Here is a 14,788-nt window from a genome sequence, read left to right as displayed (position 1 = left end):
CCGGATCGGCCGATCGGCCGAGACGCCGCTCAGCGTGTGGCCAGGTCGGAGACGGCGTCGATGAGCTGGGCACCGTCGAGCAGCACCGGGTCGTTGTGGTCGGCGCCGGTCACGGCGACGGCCTCGGCGCTGGCCGCGTCGGCCACCTCGCGGCTCTGCTCGGCGGGCACGATGGAGTCCTCCGTGCCGTAGACGACCGTGACCGGGATGCTCAGCCGCCCGGCGTACTCGCTGACGGGGAAGCGGTCGCGCAGCAGCAGGCCCACCGGCAGGAACGGGTAGTGCCGTTTGCCCACCGCCGCGAGTTCGGTGAACGGCGAGCGCAGCACCAGACCGTCCGGCGGGTGTTCGGTGGCGAGTTCGGTGACGACGGCGGCGCCGAGGCTCTCGCCCACGTAGAGCAACCTGTTCGGTTCCCGCTCCACCAGGAAGTCCCTGGCCGCTCGCACGTCGAGCGCCAGCCCGTCCTCGCTCGGTGATCCCGGGTTGTCGCCGAACCCGCGGTAGTCGAGCAGCAGCACCGACAGCCCGCGTTGCGTGAGCGCCCGCGCGAGCGGCACGCGGTGGGAGCGGTTGCCCGCGTTGCCCGGCGCGACCAGCACCTTTGCGCGCGCATCCTCGACGGGGAAGTACCAGGCGGAAAGCCGCAGCCCGTCGTCGGTGCTGAGAGTGACGTCCTGGCCGGAGGGCAGCACCTCGGCGGCAGGCGGCAGCGGCCCGCCCGTGGGCAGGTAGATCAGCTTGCGCTGGAAGGCGAAGGCCGCGCTGAACACCACAGCCACGATGGTGACGATCACCGCGACCCAGATCAACACCCGGCGGCGCACGGTCATCGTGCGAGTGTGCCGTGGACGGCGCCGAGTGTCGAAAGTGCGGCGGGCCCGGGCACCTCGCCCGCGCCGAGGGCCGCGAGCAGTTCGCTCGCCTGCCTGGTCGTCGCCTCCAGCTGGGCGGGTGCGCGCACCCGCTGCCAGTGTTCGAGCGAGTGCGTCAGCAACTTCGCGGCCTCGGGCAGCCTGCCGAGGCGCAGCAGTGCCCCGGCCTGCGCGGACGTGGCGGCGCCGTCGATCAGCTCGGCTCCCGCCAGCTGTGCGAGCGTCCGCGCGCGGCCCAACGCGGCCACCCCGTCCTCGGGGTCGCGCGCGAGCCGCACCATGCCGTCCACATAGGACGCATAAGCGCGGTGCGCCGACGAGACGGCCAGCGTGTGCGTGGCCCCGGCCGCCGTGCCGCCGTCGCCGCGATCGAGCAACGCGAGTACGCCCCACCCGTCGGCCAGGTGTGCGGCGGCAAGTTCGCTCAACCCCAGCAGTTCGTGGCAGGCCAGGCGGGAGCTCTCCACGTCGGGCGAGCTGAGCGCCAGGGTGTGCAGGGCGAGGTAGCGCTGTTCCGCCGTGGTCGCCAGCCCGGCCGCGCGCTCCGCGAGCCGTCGCGCCGTCGCGAGATCGCCGTAGCGCACGGCGGCCCGCGCCGCGGCTCCCACGGCGAGCGGGTGCTCCGAGTCCCCGAGCCGCAGCTGCCACGCGAGGAAGTCCACTTCGGACCGGTACGGCGACAGCAACCCGAGTCTGCCCGCGAGCTCGGCGGCGAGGCCCTGATCCTCGCCGACGGCCCAGCGCAGCGCGCCGGTGAGGTCGGAGGCGTTGCGCCGCAACCGTTCGGCGGCCGCCAGGTCGTGTTCGCCGGTGGCGTCGGCCGCCGCCGCGGTGGCGAGGTCGAGACACCACCGCGCGTGCCGGTCGCGAGTCTTGTGCTCCTGCGGCGTGGTCGTGAGGTGGCGGGCGGCGACCTGGCGCACCAGCTCGGGCACCCGGAACCTGGCCAGCGCCGCGTCCTCGACCGTCAGCAGCGACAGTTCCGCGAGCCGCGTGATGCCGGCGGCGATCGCGCCACCCGCGTCGGCCACCTCGTCCGCGGCGCCGAGGTCGAACTCGCCCCGGAAGACCGTGAGCGAGGCGAGCAGGTCGCGGTCGGCCGGATCGAGCCGGTCGAAGGCCCATTCGACGACGTCTCGCGGCAGTCCCTCGAGCTCGGCGACGCCCTCGACGGCGGCCCGCGACGCGGCGAGCTCGAGGTTCAGCGGCAGGCAGTCCATCGTCAGCAGCGCGCCGCGTAGGAGCCCGGTCTGCTCGGGCGTGATCACGAACTGTGGCCGCACCCTGCGTGCCCTGGCGAGGAAGAGCGCACCGCTGAGCGAGGTCAGAGGCTCGCCGTGCGGATCGGCGGGCAGCGGAGCCAGTGGCAGCACCCGTTCGCCGCCGACGCCGAGCGGTACGCGGCTGGTGGCGAGCAGGGTGACGGAGGGACAGCTCGGCAGCACCCGCTTGGCCAGCGACCTGACCTCGGTGAGCACGTGTTCGCAGTTGTCGAGCACCAGCAGCAGGCGTTGCCCGCTCAGGTGGTCCGCGACGGCGTCGAGCGTCTCGTCGGCCGAGCCGTGGGCGTGCACACCGAGCGCCGCGGCGACGGCGAGCGGCACCTCGTCGCCCGCCAGCGCCGCCAGCTCCACGGTGGGCGCCTGGGTGTCCAGCGTGGCCAGCGTTTCGAGCACCAGGCGCGTCTTGCCGGCACCGCCCCCGCCCGTGACGGTGATCAGGCGCTCGCGACCCACCAGCGCCGTCAGCCGTGCCTGCTCGCTGTCCCTACCGAGCAGCGTGGTCGGTGGAGGGCGTCTCGCGGCGCGCACCGGCCACCGGCGGGTGAGTCGCTCCGGTGGCTCTCCCGTGACCGCCCGGTAGGCCTCGCGCAGCTCCACCGACGGGTCGACGCCCAGCTCGGCGTCCAGCCGCGCCCTGACCTGGCGGAAGGTCTCCACCGCCTCGGCGCTACGGCCCGCTCGGTGCAGCGCGGTCAGCGCCAGCGCGCACAGCCGCTCCCTGAACGGCTCCACCGCCACCACCTCGAGCAGTCGGTCGGCGGCCTCACCCGCCTGGCCGAGTGCCAGCTCCCCGCGAGCGAGCAGCTCGACGGCGCGCCAGCGGAGCTCGCCCAGCCGTAGCGACTCCGGATGCCGGCGGCCGCCGGGGCGCAGCTCGGGGAAGGCCACCGGCCCGCTCCAGAGCGCCAGAGCCCGGTCGGCCAGCCGCACGGCGTCGCGGGGCGCGCTCGCCGCGGCCGCCCTGGTCACCAGCCGCTCGAAGCGGACGGCGTCGATGCGCCCCGGGTCCACCCGCAGGACGTAACCGGTGCCCTCCCACGCCACCTCCGCCGCCGGTTCGAGCAGCGAGCGCAGCCGCGAGACGCGGGTGCCGAGCGCGTCCTCCGCACTCGTGTGCGGCCGAGGGCCCCACACGGCGGCGATCAGGTCGGCCTGCGGCACCGGCTCGTTCGCTCGCACCGCCAGCGCCGCGAGCAGGCTGCGCAGGGCAGGATCGGGTAGCGCCTCCCTTGCGCTGCCGCGCTGTACCCACGCTTGCCCAAGGGCGCGCACGAGAAGTCCACGCGGCCCGGTGCCCACGCCGAACATCATCGCCGGATTCGGACGGATTTCCAGGGTGCAGACGGGGGAGGTGTGTGGGAGCACACCCACGCTGAGTAGCAGGTCAGAGCTTGCGCAGGCGTACCCGGTTGATCGAGTGGTCTGCGTCCTTGCGCAGCACCAGCGTGGCGCGTGGCCTGGTCGGCCTGATGTTCTCGATCAGGTTCGGCTCGTTGATCGTCTTCCACAGGTGCTTGCCCTCGGCGCGCGCCTCGTCGTCGTCGAGGCTCGCGAAGTGGTGGAAGTGCGAGTCCGGGTTGGCGAACGCCGTGTGCCGCAGCTCGAGGAACCGGTCGATGTACCAGCGCTCGATGTCGGCAGTGTGCGCGTCGACGTAGATCGAGAAGTCGAACAGGTCCGACACCGTGAGCCGGGGGCCCGGCTGCAGCACGTTGAGGCCCTCGACGATCAGGATGTCCGGCCTGCGCACCGCCTGCTCCTCGCCGGGCAGGATGTCGTAGGCCAGGTGCGAGTAGACCGGGGCCAACACCTCGTCGGCGCCGGACTTGACCTCGGTGACGAAGCGCAGCAGCGCCCTGCGGTCGTAGCTCTCCGGGAAGCCCTTGCGGTGCATGATTCCCCTGCGCACGAGCTCGGAGCGCGGGTAGAGGAAGCCGTCGGTGGTCACCAGGTCGACGCGCGGATGGTCGGGCCAGCGGGCCAGCAGGGTGCGCAGGATGCGCGCCGTCGTGGACTTGCCGACCGCCACGCTGCCCGCGACGCCGATGATGAACGGGACCTTCGTGCCCCGCGTGTCCTCGCCGAGGAACGTGGTGGTGGCTTCGTAGAGGCGCTGCCTGGCCGCGACCTGCAGGTTGATCATGCGGGACAGCGGCAGGTAGACCTCGGCGACCTCGGTCAGGTCGATCTGCTCGCCGAGCCCTCTGAGTCTGGTCAGCTCGCTCGCGGTCAGCGGCAGGGGAGTCGAGCGGCGCAGCTCTCGCCACTGATTGCGCTGCAACTCGACATAGGGGCTCAGCTCACGGACTCGTGGCATTCGCTCACTCCTCGCCCGTCGATGGGCCGGCGCCGTACATGTGCGTAACGCAGATCTAACGTTAGGGCGTACCGGCGTTCAACGGGCTGTGACGTTCTGCACGTCAGAGTGAACCGGCCAGCTCAGCGACCGAAGAAGACCTCGTCCCACGCCGCGGCGACCTGCCGGGCGCACACCTCGGGCGGCACCCCGCCGACGCCGGTGCCGAGACCCGGCATCGCGATGGTGTCGACCACGAACCGCAGCTCGGCGCCGTTGTCCAGCTTGCCGTCGCGCCAGAGCAGGAACACGGCTCTCGCGGCGAGGTACGGGTGCACGGTGTCCTCCGGCAGCTGCTCGCCGGGCTCGCGCATGGTCGGTGAGCTGATCAGCCATTCCGGCGACGGCTCGCCGGTGGGAACGACCACCGCTTCGCCGATCGGCAGCTCGCCACCGTGGTAGGCGAGCACCGCGCTGCGCACGTGCTGCTCGACCCCGGGGAAAGCCTTGGCGTACAGGGCATCGATGCCGCCGCGCATCCAGCCGTAGGAGTTCGCGGGGCTCACCACCGCCTGCGCGCCGACGTCCAGGACCGATCCGGAGTGGACTCTGACCGGGCCTTCGGCGTTGTCCCGCACGGATTCCCACGCCGCGACGAGGTCGGGTTCGAGCGCGCACAGCACCAGCTCAGGGGTTCCGTGCGTGGCTTGGCTGGCCGGCCCGCCGCGCGAGACGTGGGTGCCAGATTCGGCGGTCACGTCTACAGCATGGCAAAAAACGGCAATCGGGGTAACCGGCCGACCTACCGGCTATGCGAGTGAAACTCGTCTCGCCGTAGCCTGATGCCGTGCCACGCATCGCCTATTTCGGACCGCAGGGGACCTTCACCGAGCAGGCCGCTCGCAGCCTCGCGGGCGCCGACGAACTGGTGCCCGTCGAGACGATCTCCTCCGCTCTCACCAGCGTCCGCAGGGGCGAGGCCGACGCCGCGTGCGTCCCGGTCGAGAACTCCGTCGAGGGCCCGGTGTCGGCCACCCTCGACGGGCTCGCCGAGGAGTCGCCGCTCGTCGCCGTCGCCGAGGCGCTGCTGCCCGTGCATTTCACCGTCCTCACGCGCGACGACGTCGAGACGGTGCGCACGGTGGCGAGCCACCCGCACGCGCTCGCGCAGGTGCGGTGGTGGCTGGAGCACAACCTGCCCGAGGCCAGGGCCGTCGTCTCGTCGTCAACGGCCGCCGCGGCGGTGGCGGTGCAGCGTGGCGAGTACGACGCCGCCGTCACCGCGCCCGTCGCCGTCGAGCACTACCCGCTGCGGGTGCTGGCCACCGAGGTCGCCGACGTGCCCGACGCGCGCACCCGGTTCCTGCTGCTCAGGCCGCCGGGGGTGCTGCCGGAGCCGACCGGGTCCGACCGCACGTCGATCGTCGCGGCCGCGGCCAACCGCACCGGTGCGCTCGCCGAGCTGCTCGCCGAGCTCGCCACGCGCGGCATCAACCTGACCAGGCTCGACGCGCGCCCGATCAAGGGCAACTTCGGCCTGTACCGGTTCTTCATCGACTTCGAGGGCCACGTCGCCGAGCCGCGGATCGGCGCCGCCCTCGCGGCGCTGCGCAGGCGGTGCAACAACGTGCGCTTCCTCGGCTCCCACCCCCGGGCCGACGGTGTGCAGGCGACGATCGAGCCGGGCGCCGCCAACGACGATTTCGGCAACGCCGACGCGTGGGTGGACGCGGTGCGGAAGGGAGAGCTCGCGTGAGGTTGTACCTGGTCAGACATGCGCAGAGCGAGGCGAACGTGCTCAAAGCGCTCAACACCGCGCTTCCAGGCCCTCCGCTGACGGACCTGGGCCGCAGGCAGGCCGAGCAGCTGGTCGACACGCTCGCGGGCGAGTCCGTCGCCGCGGTCTACGCGTCGCAGGCGACCCGAGCCCAGCAGACCGCCGCGCCGCTGGCGGCGTCGCTGGCCTTCGACGTGCAGGTCGTGGAGGGCGTCCAGGAGATCTTCGTCGGCGACCTCGAGGACCGCTCCGACAGCGAGGCGATGGACACCTACTTCGGCACCGTCGGCCCGTGGACCCGCGGTGAGCTGGACCTCGCGCTGCCCGGCGGCGAGAGCGGCAGGCAGGTGCACGAGCGCTACCTGACCGCGATCGGTGACCTGCGCGCCAAGCACGTCGACGTGGACGCCGACGGGGTGGTGGTCGTGGTCAGCCACGGCGGCGCCATCCGGCTCGGCGCCGAGTGGCTCGCGAGCAACGTGGACCCCGCCGTCGCCGATCAGGGTCTGCTGCCCAACACCGGCATCGTCCGCCTGGAGACCAGGGACGACGGCGGCTGGCATTGTCTCGACTGGGCCGGTGTGCCGATGGGTTCTTGATCCCCGTACGGGCGAATTTTGACGTACTTTCGCGCTTTTGGGTGAGCAATTCACGCAACCCTCCGTGTGGTCTACACGTCTCTCGGGTAGTCACGACGCAAGGGAGGCACTCATGACCGACAAGCGCGTTGACGTCTCGCACCTGGCCTTGGCCGCCGCGGGAGCGGCACTGACCGTGGTGCTGGCCGGCTGCGGCGGTGGCACCGACAATGCGGGTGGCACATCCACCCCACCTAGTTCCTCGGCGGCGGAATCCTCTTCCCAGGAGCCGAGTTCGCCGCCTTCAGAAGGGGAGAGCGGCGATCCGAGTGCGACGGAGTCGGAGCAGCCCGCTCCTCCGCCGGAGAACTCGGGCCTGTGCAACTCGGGCAACCTCAAGGTCGCGCTCGGCCAGGGCGACGCCGCGGCGGGTACGCAGTACCGCCCGCTGCAGTTCACCAACACCGGCGACGCGCCGTGCGAGATCCAGGGCTACCCCGGCGTCTCGTATGTGGCGGGCGAGGACGGCCACCAGGTCGGTGCGTCCGCGTTCCGCGAGGGCACCAAGGGTGACGCGATCGCGCTGAAGCCCGGCGAAACGGCCTACGCCGAGATCGGCTTCACGCAGGTCCTCAACTACGACCCCGAGCAGTGCAAGCCGACCGACGTTCGCGGCCTGCGCGTGTACCCGCCGCAGGAGACCGAGTCGGTGTTCGTCGAGATGGCCGGTGAGGGCTGTGCGGGGGAGGGCATCCCCGGCAACCAGCTGACCGTGCAGACCATCCAGCCCGGCTCGGGCAACGCGCCCTAAGCCGGTCGGAACCGCACCACCGCGAACGCGGCGACGGCGAGCACCAGCAGGAGCCCGCCCGAGACCGCGAACGTGGCTGAGGAGCTGCCGAGCACGTCGGTGAGCACGCCTCCGAGCAGGGCGCCGACCGGCAGCGAGCCCCACACCACCGTGCGCCATACGCCCAGTACCCGGCCCAGCAGTTCACCGGGTACGAGCGTGTGGCGCACCGTGGCGAGCAGGACGTTGACCGCGACGACGCCCGCGGCGAACAGGCCGAACAACACCGCCGACACGGCGGGCAGGGTGCTGAACCCCATTCCGCCGAAGGCCAGGCCGCAGACGGCGATCCCGCCGCTGAGCACGGCTCGCCTGCCGAGGCGGTCGAGCAGGCGCGAGGCGACTCCCGCGCCGGCGAGCCCTCCGATGCCGCCGACGAAGGCGAACAACCCGAACGCGGCGGCCGAGAGCCGCAGGTCCTCCAGCGCGTAGAGCACGAGCTGCGCCTGTGCCAGCTCGCTCAGCAGGCTCAGCGAACCCGCGACGAGCACGAGCCGCAGGACCAGCGGGTCGCGGCGGACCCACCGCACGCCCTCGGCGAGGTCGGTGCGCAGCGACGACTCCGGCCGCGCCGGGCCGCGCGGCCGGTAGCTGCCCGCCAGCGCCATCAGCAGCGCCGCACCCACCGCGAACGCGACGGAGTTCAGCAGGAACGGCATCGCGGCGAACAGCGCGAACGTGAGACTGCCGATGGGGCCGCCGAGGAAGGTCTGCCCCACGATCTCGGTGGCCTGCAGCTTGCTGTTGGCCTTCGCGAGGCCCACCCGCTCCACCACCAAGGGGATCAGCACGTTGGTGGCGCTGTCGGCCACAGTCTCGGCGACCCCGATGAGCAGCGCCGCCGCGTACACCACCCAGATCGAGATCGCGTCGAACAGCACGAGCGCGCCGACGCCCCCGACCACCACGGCCCGTGCACAGTTGGCGAGCACGATCGCGCTGCGCCGGTCGATGCGGTCGAGCAGGGTGCCGACCGGCAGCGCGAACAGCAGCCACGGCAGGAACTGGGCAGCGGAGAGCCCCGCGATGAGCACGGGATCCCTGGTGACCGTGGCGGCCAGCAGGGGGAACGCGACCTTGCCGATTCCGTCGCCGAGGTTTCCGAACGCGCTCGAGCCGAGCAGCCACGCGAACCGGTGGCCGTGACTACGCGACATCACGCTCCATCTCCGGAGCAGACCGCGCCCGCCCGGCGCGAGCAAGCATGATCACTCGTTCGGTCGGGGGCCAGTCAGCCCCAACCGAGTTCGTGCAGCCGACTGTCGTCGATACCGAAGTGGTGGGCGATCTCGTGCACCACGGTGATCAGGACTTCCTCCACCACGTCCTCCTCGGTGGAACAGATGCCCAGAATCGGTTCGCGGTAGATCGAGATGCGGTCTGGCAGCACCCCACCGTAGTCGTGGCCGCGCTCGGTGAGGGCGACACCGTGGTAGAGCCCGAGGATCTCGGGCTCCTCCTCGTTGTGCTCCTCCACCAGCACCACGACGTTGTCCATCGCACTGGCGAACTCGGGTGGCACCGCGTCGAGCGCCTCCGCCACGAGCTCCTCGAACCTCCGCAGCGTCATCTCCACCGGCATGTCAGCCGCCGTCGCCTTCACCCGAGCCGGGAGGCTGCTCCTGGTTCTGGTCCTGGCCCCGACGCTCGCCCTCCGGCTGCTCCGCGTCGCCTTGCTTCGGCTTGTCCTCGGGCGGGGGCGGGGCCTCCTTGGAGACGCTGCCGCGCACCGCGGCCAGGCCGCTGTTGTCCTCGAGCTTGGCGCCGACCTTGCAGTTCACCAGCGTGGAGCCCGCGTCCCAGCTCTCCTTCTCGCGCAGGTCCCACGCGAGCAGCAGGCCCTTGTCGCGGAGCTTGGCGCCGCCGGTGTACTCGCCGACGATGCGCGAGCACTCGGTGTCGAGCCACTTCTGCTGGTCCTCGGGCGAGGGATAGCCGTCCTCGAAGTGGTTCGCGAGGTTGACCAGGCCGACGATCTCGTAGGAGTGCTCCTCGGCGCAGTCGATCGGGTCGCCCACGGTCTTGTTGGCGAGCGCGAGGCACGTGCCCGGCTCCCAGACGTTCGACTGGTTCTCTTCCTTCGCGGGTCCGGTCAGCGTCTGGAGCTCACCGCCCGGCGCCACCCGCTGCAGGCCGCAGTGCAGCTTGCGCTCGCCCTGCGCCCACTGCTGTTCGTCGGGCCTCAGCACGCCGAGCGAGAGCTTGCCGAACGGGTCGAGCGGCTTGTCGAGGTAGTCGCGGACGCTCTGCCCGCACTTCTCCTCGGTGAGCGTGCGCCACTTGTCGGCGTTCGGCAGGCGGGCGTTCTTTGGAAAGTCCTTGGAGATGTCCACCACACCCGCGACCTCGAACAGATGGTCCTGCGCGCAGCCGACCTTCTTGACGTCGCTCGCGTCGGTGTTGGTCCAGGTGAGGCAGCTGCCGGGCGGCGAGCTGAACGCCTCCCTGCGCGCCGTCACCGCTGCTTCCTGCGCTGCTTCGACGCGGTCGGCCTCGGTTTCGACCCCCCAGGAGAAGACCCAGCTCAGCGACATCGCGACGATGGCGCCCAGGAATACACCCACCATGAGCACCCTGGTGCGCACGGCCGGTTTGATAGGGGGGAACCGGTTGGCCTCGTCGGACATCGGTACCCATGATGCCTGTTCGCACCGGCGAGCGCCCGAAGGTCGATAGGGTGAGGTGGCGCATGCCCCGCGGTTTACGGAGTGCTCGATGACGGATGACAACACCCCCAACGAGGAGCAGCCACCCCGGCGTGGCTCCATGCGGTTCCAGGACGCCGGGAGCACGACGCCGCGAGAACCGACCCTGGCCGAGCGTCGCGCCCGGCGCAAGGCCCTCGCCGAGGAGGAACAGCGCAGGGAGGAAGCCGAGCGGGCTCAGGCCGAGGCCGAGCGCAAGGCGGAAACCCGGCGCAAGGTCCTGATCGGCAGCGGCGTCACCGTGGGGCTCGTGGGCCTGGTCGCGGGCTGGTACCTGGTCGCGGCGCCCGACAACGTCGAGGCCCTGTGCACCACCGAGGACGGCACGGTCGTCGAGAACGACCAGTATTGCGACGAGAACTACGTCAACAACAACGGCGGCTACGTCTCGGGCGGGTTCATGTTCCTGCCCCTGCCCGGCGGTGGCTTCCAGCAGTACCGCTACAACTACGGCGGCACCGGCGCCGTCGGCAGCACCGTGTCCGGCGGTTCCTACACCAAGCCGGCCAACGCCAACATCACCACGAAGTCCGGCACGACCGTCCAGCGCGGTGGCTTCGGCATCAACAGCGGCGGATTCGGCAAGAGCGGAGGCTCATAAGTGCACAGGGAGTCCCGCCCGCCCCGGCGCGACTGGAAACGCATCGTCGAGGAGCAGGGGCTGGTCTACGGCACCCCCGCGCGCTACGGCTCCGGTCAGGAACGGCCCTACTGGGACGAGTCCGTGCACTACGTCCTGCCCATGGACGAGGTGCTCTCCGTCGAAGCCGACGTCGAGCTGCTGCACTCGATGTGCCTCGAGGCCGTCGACCACGTGGTGCTCACCGAGCGGTATGCCGAGTTCGGCCTGCCCGAGTGGGTGTGGCCGCACATCGCCGACTCGTGGAAGCGCGGCGACCCGCACCTCTACGGCCGCTTCGACCTGCGCTACGACGGCAGCGGCCCGGCCAAGCTGCTCGAGTACAACGCCGACACCCCGACCTCGCTGCTCGAGGCCGCTGTGCTGCAGTGGCACTGGAAGACCGACGTCTTCCCCGACGACGACCAGTGGAACTCCATCCACGAGCGGCTCGTCGAGCGCTGGGCCGAGATCGGTGACGGGCTGCCGTCCAAGGAACTGCACTTCACGTGGTCGAGCGCCGACTCCTCCGGCGAGGACCACATCACCACGTCCTACCTGCAGGAGACCGCGGCCGAGGCCGGTCTCGACACCGTGGGGCTGGCGATCGAGGAGATCGGCTGGGACCCGCTGCTCAAGCGCTTCGTCGACCTCGAAGAGTCGCCGATGAGCACCGTGGTGAAGCTCTACCCGTGGGAGTGGGTGGTCGAGGAGGAGTTCGGCCGCTTCGCCGTCGAGTCGCTGCCGCAGACGCTCTGGGTCGAGCCGCTGTGGAAGATGCTGCTCTCCAACAAGGCGATCCTCGGCGTGCTCTGGGAGAACTACCCCGGTCACCCGAACCTGCTGCCCGCCTTCAACGACCAGCCCGGCCTGCTCACCGAGTACGTGCGCAAGCCGAAGCTGGGCCGGGAGGGCTCGAACGTGCAGATCGTCGCCACCGGCTACGAAACGCAGACAGGCGGCGTCTACGGCGCGGAGGGATTCGTCTACCAGGCGTTCGACCCGCTGCCCGAGTTCGACGGCTACCGGCCCGCGCTGGGTGCGTGGATCGTCGGCGACAACGCGGCCGGGCTCGGCATCAGGGAGACCGCGGGCCTGGTCACCGACGACGGGGCGGCATTCGTCCCCCATCGCATCCCGGAATCGTGATAAACCACGCGAAACGATCAGCAACTCTGGGAGAACTTCCGTGCTTGTAGCGCTGTCCGACACGTTCGGTTCCGACCTGGCCAGGGGCATCGGCGCGATCGCGCTCTACGCCGTGGTCGGTCTGCTCCTGATGCTGCTCGGGTTCTACGCGATCGACTTCACCACGCCGGGCAAGCTGTCGGAGCTGGTGCGTCGCGGGCTGCCGAACGCGGTGATCATCACCTCATCCGGGCTCGTGTCGATGGCGTTCATCATCGTGATCGCGATCTGGACGTCCTCCAGCAACCTCGCTGAGGGACTCATCACATCGCTCGTCTACGGCCTGATCGGGATCGTCGCCCAGGTCGTCGCGGTTCGCCTGCTCGAGTGGGTCACCCGCATCGACGTGCGCAACACGGTGGAGAGCGACAAGTTCGCCCCGGCGAGCTTCGTGGTCGCCGCGGCCCACGTCGCGCTCGGTCTCGTGGTAGCCGTCGCCATCTCGTAGGCACTACGGTTGGTCGGGTGCGGTTACTGCGAACGCCCGACGACCGATTCGCCGACCTGCCCGACTTCGACTATCCGGACTTGTACGCCGACGTGGACAACCCCGTGACCGGGATTGTCCGCGTCGGCTACGTCGAGGCGGGGCCAGCGGACGGCCCCGCCGTCCTGCTCCTGCACGGTGAGCCCAGCTGGTCGTTCCTCTACCGGAAGATGCTGCCGGTTCTGGCCGACGCGGGACTGCGGGCGATCGCTCCGGACCTCGTCGGTTTCGGACGCTCGGACAAGCCCGCCGACCTGACCGACCACACCTACGCCAACCACGTCGAGTGGATGCGGGCGTTCGCGTTCGACTCGCTCGACCTGCGCGACGTCACGCTCGTCGGACAGGACTGGGGCGGGTTGATCGGCCTGCGGCTGGTGGCCGAGCACCCCGAGCGCTTCGCTGGGGTGGTGGCGGCCAACACGGGACTGCCGACCGGCGACCAGGACATGCCCGCCCCGTGGTGGGCCTTCCACGACGCGGTGCAGAAGGCGCAGGTGCTCGACGTCGCACGTTTCGTGCAGTCCGGGTGCCGGACCACGCTCACCGACGCCGAGCGCGCCGCCTACGACGCGCCCTTCCCGAACGAGATGTACAAGGCGGGTCCCAGGGCCATGCCGGGCCTGGTCCCGACCAGTCCCGACGACCCCGCGACCGAGGCCAACCGGGCCGCCTGGGAGAAGCTGACCAAGCTCGACGTGCCGTTCCTGTGCGCGTTCTCCGACGGTGACCCGATCACGGCGGGCATGCGCCCCGTCCTGGAGCGCACCATGCCCGGCGCCGGGGGCCGGAAGCACCCGGTGATCACCGGGGCCGGCCACTTCCTGCAGGAAGATGGCGGCGAGCAGCTCGCGAACGCGGTGATCGACCTGGTGCGGGGCCTGCCCCGCTGACGACGAAGGCCACCTCGGACGAGTTCGAGGTGGCCTTCGCTAGTCGTTGTTCTCGGTGTTCTCCGCGGCGCGCTTGATGGTGTCCAGCCTGCGGTCCCAGTCGCCCGCGAGCGCGGACATCCAGCGCGCGGTGGCGTCGAGGGCCTGCGAGCGCAGCGTGTAGCGGACCTCGCGGCCCGCACGGGCCGACGACACGAGGCCCGCCTCCTCCAGCACCGCCAGGTGCTTGACGATGGCCTGCCGCGACACGGGCAGATCCGACGCCAGTGCCGAAGCGCTGGCCTGTCCCCGTGCCGCGAGCGCGTCGAGCAGCGCGCGGCGCGTGGGGTCGGCCATCGCGCCGAGCACCGCGTCGAAACCGGTGTCGCTCATTCCTCGACGGAGGTCTTCAGCTCGCCCAGCACCGTGTCCCAGCTCTCGCCGTTGTCGTCTGCCGCGGTCAGCAGTTCCTTCCCTGGCAGTGACAGTGTGGCGAACCCACTCTCGACCATGCGCAGCCGCGTGCCGTCGCCCTCCGGGACGAGCGTGAATTCCACGAGCGTCGAGTTGTCCTGGCCGGGCTCACTGGACGGGAACCGGTTCGCCCACCGGTAGGCCAGGTAACGCTGCGGCTCGACGCGCACGAAGTGGTGGGGCAGCGTGCCGTGGCCGGGGTGTTCGCCGACCACGCGAGCCCCCTCGGTGATCGCGAAGCCGGTGGGGTCGGCCTCGCCGAGCCAGAACTCCGGCGCGGTCAGCGCGGCCCACACGCGCTCGGCGGGGGCGTCGATGACGACCTCGCGCTCCACGCGGTCGAGCGGGACGGCAGCGCCGCCCTCGACGCGTTCGCGCAGGATGTCGAACTGCGCCAGCCAACCGCCGGAGTTGTCCTCGTGGGCCTGCCGCCGGTCGGCCTCCGGCAGGGAACTGAAGCCGGTCTCCAGTACCGACAGGCGCGTGCCGCCGCCCTCGGGGACGAGCGTGAACTCCACGAGCGTGGAGTTGCCCTCGGCGGGCTCCTGTCCCGGATAGGCGCTCGACCAGCGGTAGGACAGGTAGCTGTGGGGCTCGGCGCGTTCGATGTGGATCGGGTAGTCGCCCCACTCCTTGCTGACGGCGACGAACCTCTCGCCGGTGCGGGGCTCGGTGCCGCCTCGGCCCTCGTCGGCGACCCAGAAGAAGTCGGTGAGCGTCGACCACACGCGCTCGGGCGGTGCGGCGATCAGGATGTCGCGTTCGATGCGGTCCGGGTTCATGA

The 14,788-nt window shown here is 71.0% G+C and carries 16 protein-coding genes; 7 read left to right on the top strand and 9 right to left on the bottom strand.

The window, feature by feature from the left end; genetic code table 11:
* Nucleotides 1-29 precede the first annotated feature (29 nt).
* The 4 genes from JHE00_RS08670 to JHE00_RS08655 form a co-directional block, all read right to left on the bottom strand.
* Nucleotides 30-833, bottom strand: coding sequence for an alpha/beta hydrolase (locus JHE00_RS08670; RefSeq protein WP_200316756.1), 804 nt, complete (start codon nt 831-833; stop codon nt 30-32).
* A complete protein-coding gene (locus JHE00_RS08665) occupies nt 830-3,469 on the bottom strand; it encodes an ATP-binding protein (protein WP_200316754.1) in 2,640 nt (879 codons plus the stop codon). Before JHE00_RS08665 ends, JHE00_RS08670 begins: the two co-directional genes overlap by 4 nt.
* Nucleotides 3,470-3,542: 73 nt before the next feature.
* Complete coding sequence (gene coaA, locus JHE00_RS08660; RefSeq protein WP_200316752.1) at nt 3,543-4,475, bottom strand: type I pantothenate kinase; 933 nt, start codon at nt 4,473-4,475, stop codon at nt 3,543-3,545.
* A gap of 122 nt (nt 4,476-4,597) precedes the next feature.
* On the bottom strand, nt 4,598-5,212 hold the full coding sequence (locus JHE00_RS08655; RefSeq protein ID WP_200316750.1) for a macro domain-containing protein: 615 nt from the start codon (nt 5,210-5,212) through the stop codon (nt 4,598-4,600).
* A gap of 89 nt (nt 5,213-5,301) precedes the next feature.
* Here JHE00_RS08655 and pheA point away from each other — a divergent pair, with 89 nt between their 5' ends.
* The 3 genes from pheA to JHE00_RS08640 all read left to right on the top strand — a co-directional run bounded on the left by pheA (nt 5,302) and on the right by JHE00_RS08640 (nt 7,620).
* Nucleotides 5,302-6,210 (top strand): prephenate dehydratase, encoded by a 909-nt coding sequence (pheA, locus tag JHE00_RS08650; protein ID WP_200316748.1) that lies wholly within the window; start codon nt 5,302-5,304, stop codon nt 6,208-6,210.
* Nucleotides 6,207-6,830, top strand: a complete 624-nt coding sequence (locus JHE00_RS08645) for a histidine phosphatase family protein (RefSeq protein ID WP_200316746.1) — start codon at nt 6,207-6,209, stop codon at nt 6,828-6,830. The genes pheA and JHE00_RS08645 overlap by 4 nt, the downstream gene beginning before the upstream one ends.
* 112 nt (nt 6,831-6,942) lie before the next feature.
* Nucleotides 6,943-7,620: a DUF4232 domain-containing protein gene (locus tag JHE00_RS08640; protein ID WP_200316744.1), complete on the top strand. Its 678-nt coding sequence runs from the start codon at nt 6,943-6,945 to the stop codon at nt 7,618-7,620.
* Here JHE00_RS08640 and JHE00_RS08635 read toward each other — a convergent pair.
* The 3 genes from JHE00_RS08635 to JHE00_RS08625 form a co-directional block, all read right to left on the bottom strand.
* Nucleotides 7,617-8,816: an MFS transporter gene (locus JHE00_RS08635; protein WP_200316742.1), complete on the bottom strand. Its 1,200-nt coding sequence runs from the start codon at nt 8,814-8,816 to the stop codon at nt 7,617-7,619. The two genes, JHE00_RS08640 and JHE00_RS08635, sit on opposite strands and share 4 nt — an antisense overlap.
* Before the next feature lie 74 nt (nt 8,817-8,890).
* Nucleotides 8,891-9,241, bottom strand: coding sequence for a metallopeptidase family protein (locus JHE00_RS08630; protein ID WP_200316740.1), 351 nt, complete (start codon nt 9,239-9,241; stop codon nt 8,891-8,893).
* A gap of 1 nt (nt 9,242) precedes the next feature.
* Nucleotides 9,243-10,286 (bottom strand): septum formation family protein, encoded by a 1,044-nt coding sequence (locus tag JHE00_RS08625; RefSeq protein ID WP_200316738.1) that lies wholly within the window; start codon nt 10,284-10,286, stop codon nt 9,243-9,245.
* A gap of 88 nt (nt 10,287-10,374) precedes the next feature.
* Between JHE00_RS08625 and JHE00_RS08620 the strand changes: the two genes are divergently transcribed.
* Genes JHE00_RS08620 through JHE00_RS08605 form a run of 4 tightly spaced genes read left to right on the top strand, consistent with a single transcriptional unit; the run spans nt 10,375 to nt 13,551 of the window.
* A complete protein-coding gene (locus JHE00_RS08620) occupies nt 10,375-10,965 on the top strand; it encodes a hypothetical protein (protein ID WP_200316736.1) in 591 nt (196 codons plus the stop codon).
* Nucleotides 10,966-12,132 carry a glutathionylspermidine synthase family protein gene (locus JHE00_RS08615; protein ID WP_200316734.1) on the top strand — a complete coding sequence of 389 codons (1,167 nt, stop codon included), beginning with the start codon at nt 10,966-10,968 and terminating at the stop codon, nt 12,130-12,132.
* Nucleotides 12,133-12,172: 40 nt separating this feature from the next.
* Nucleotides 12,173-12,619 carry a DUF350 domain-containing protein gene (locus JHE00_RS08610; RefSeq protein ID WP_200316732.1) on the top strand — a complete coding sequence of 149 codons (447 nt, stop codon included), beginning with the start codon at nt 12,173-12,175 and terminating at the stop codon, nt 12,617-12,619.
* A 17-nt stretch (nt 12,620-12,636) separates the two neighbouring features.
* The gene (locus JHE00_RS08605) at nt 12,637-13,551 is read left to right on the top strand and encodes a haloalkane dehalogenase (RefSeq protein ID WP_200316730.1); all 915 of its coding nucleotides are present in this window, start codon (nt 12,637-12,639) and stop codon (nt 13,549-13,551) included.
* Between the two features lie 39 nt (nt 13,552-13,590).
* Here JHE00_RS08605 and JHE00_RS08600 read toward each other — a convergent pair whose 3' ends face one another.
* Entirely contained in the window at nt 13,591-13,923 is a 333-nt protein-coding gene (locus JHE00_RS08600; protein WP_200316727.1) for an ArsR/SmtB family transcription factor, read from the bottom strand.
* On the bottom strand, nt 13,920-14,786 hold the full coding sequence (locus tag JHE00_RS34980; RefSeq protein ID WP_230423173.1) for an SRPBCC domain-containing protein: 867 nt from the start codon (nt 14,784-14,786) through the stop codon (nt 13,920-13,922). The genes JHE00_RS08600 and JHE00_RS34980 overlap by 4 nt, the downstream gene beginning before the upstream one ends.
* Nucleotides 14,787-14,788: the final 2 nt, after the last annotated feature.

This window comes from Prauserella cavernicola, assembly GCF_016595675.1.
In the GTDB taxonomy this organism is placed as follows: Bacteria; Actinomycetota; Actinomycetes; order Mycobacteriales; family Pseudonocardiaceae; genus Prauserella_A; species Prauserella_A cavernicola.
The sequence above is the reverse complement of the archived record's forward strand: the minus strand, read 5'-3'. Positions and strand labels throughout refer to the sequence as shown.

Excerpts from the sequence above, each read along its gene's own strand:
- JHE00_RS08670 (WP_200316756.1), bottom strand. The coding sequence starts at position 833 with ATGACCGTGCGCCGCCGGGTGTTGATCTGGGTCGCGGTGATCGTCACC.
- JHE00_RS08665 (WP_200316754.1), bottom strand. The coding sequence starts at position 3,469 with ATGATGTTCGGCGTGGGCACCGGGCCGCGTGGACTTCTCGTGCGCGCC.
- coaA (WP_200316752.1), bottom strand. The coding sequence starts at position 4,475 with ATGCCACGAGTCCGTGAGCTGAGCCCCTATGTCGAGTTGCAGCGCAAT.
- JHE00_RS08640 (WP_200316744.1), top strand. The coding sequence starts at position 6,943 with ATGACCGACAAGCGCGTTGACGTCTCGCACCTGGCCTTGGCCGCCGCG.
- JHE00_RS08635 (WP_200316742.1), bottom strand. The coding sequence starts at position 8,816 with ATGTCGCGTAGTCACGGCCACCGGTTCGCGTGGCTGCTCGGCTCGAGC.
- JHE00_RS08630 (WP_200316740.1), bottom strand. The coding sequence starts at position 9,241 with ATGCCGGTGGAGATGACGCTGCGGAGGTTCGAGGAGCTCGTGGCGGAG.
- JHE00_RS08625 (WP_200316738.1), bottom strand. The coding sequence starts at position 10,286 with ATGTCCGACGAGGCCAACCGGTTCCCCCCTATCAAACCGGCCGTGCGC.
- JHE00_RS08620 (WP_200316736.1), top strand. The coding sequence starts at position 10,375 with ATGACGGATGACAACACCCCCAACGAGGAGCAGCCACCCCGGCGTGGC.
- JHE00_RS08600 (WP_200316727.1), bottom strand. The coding sequence starts at position 13,923 with ATGAGCGACACCGGTTTCGACGCGGTGCTCGGCGCGATGGCCGACCCC.
- JHE00_RS34980 (WP_230423173.1), bottom strand. The coding sequence starts at position 14,786 with ATGAACCCGGACCGCATCGAACGCGACATCCTGATCGCCGCACCGCCC.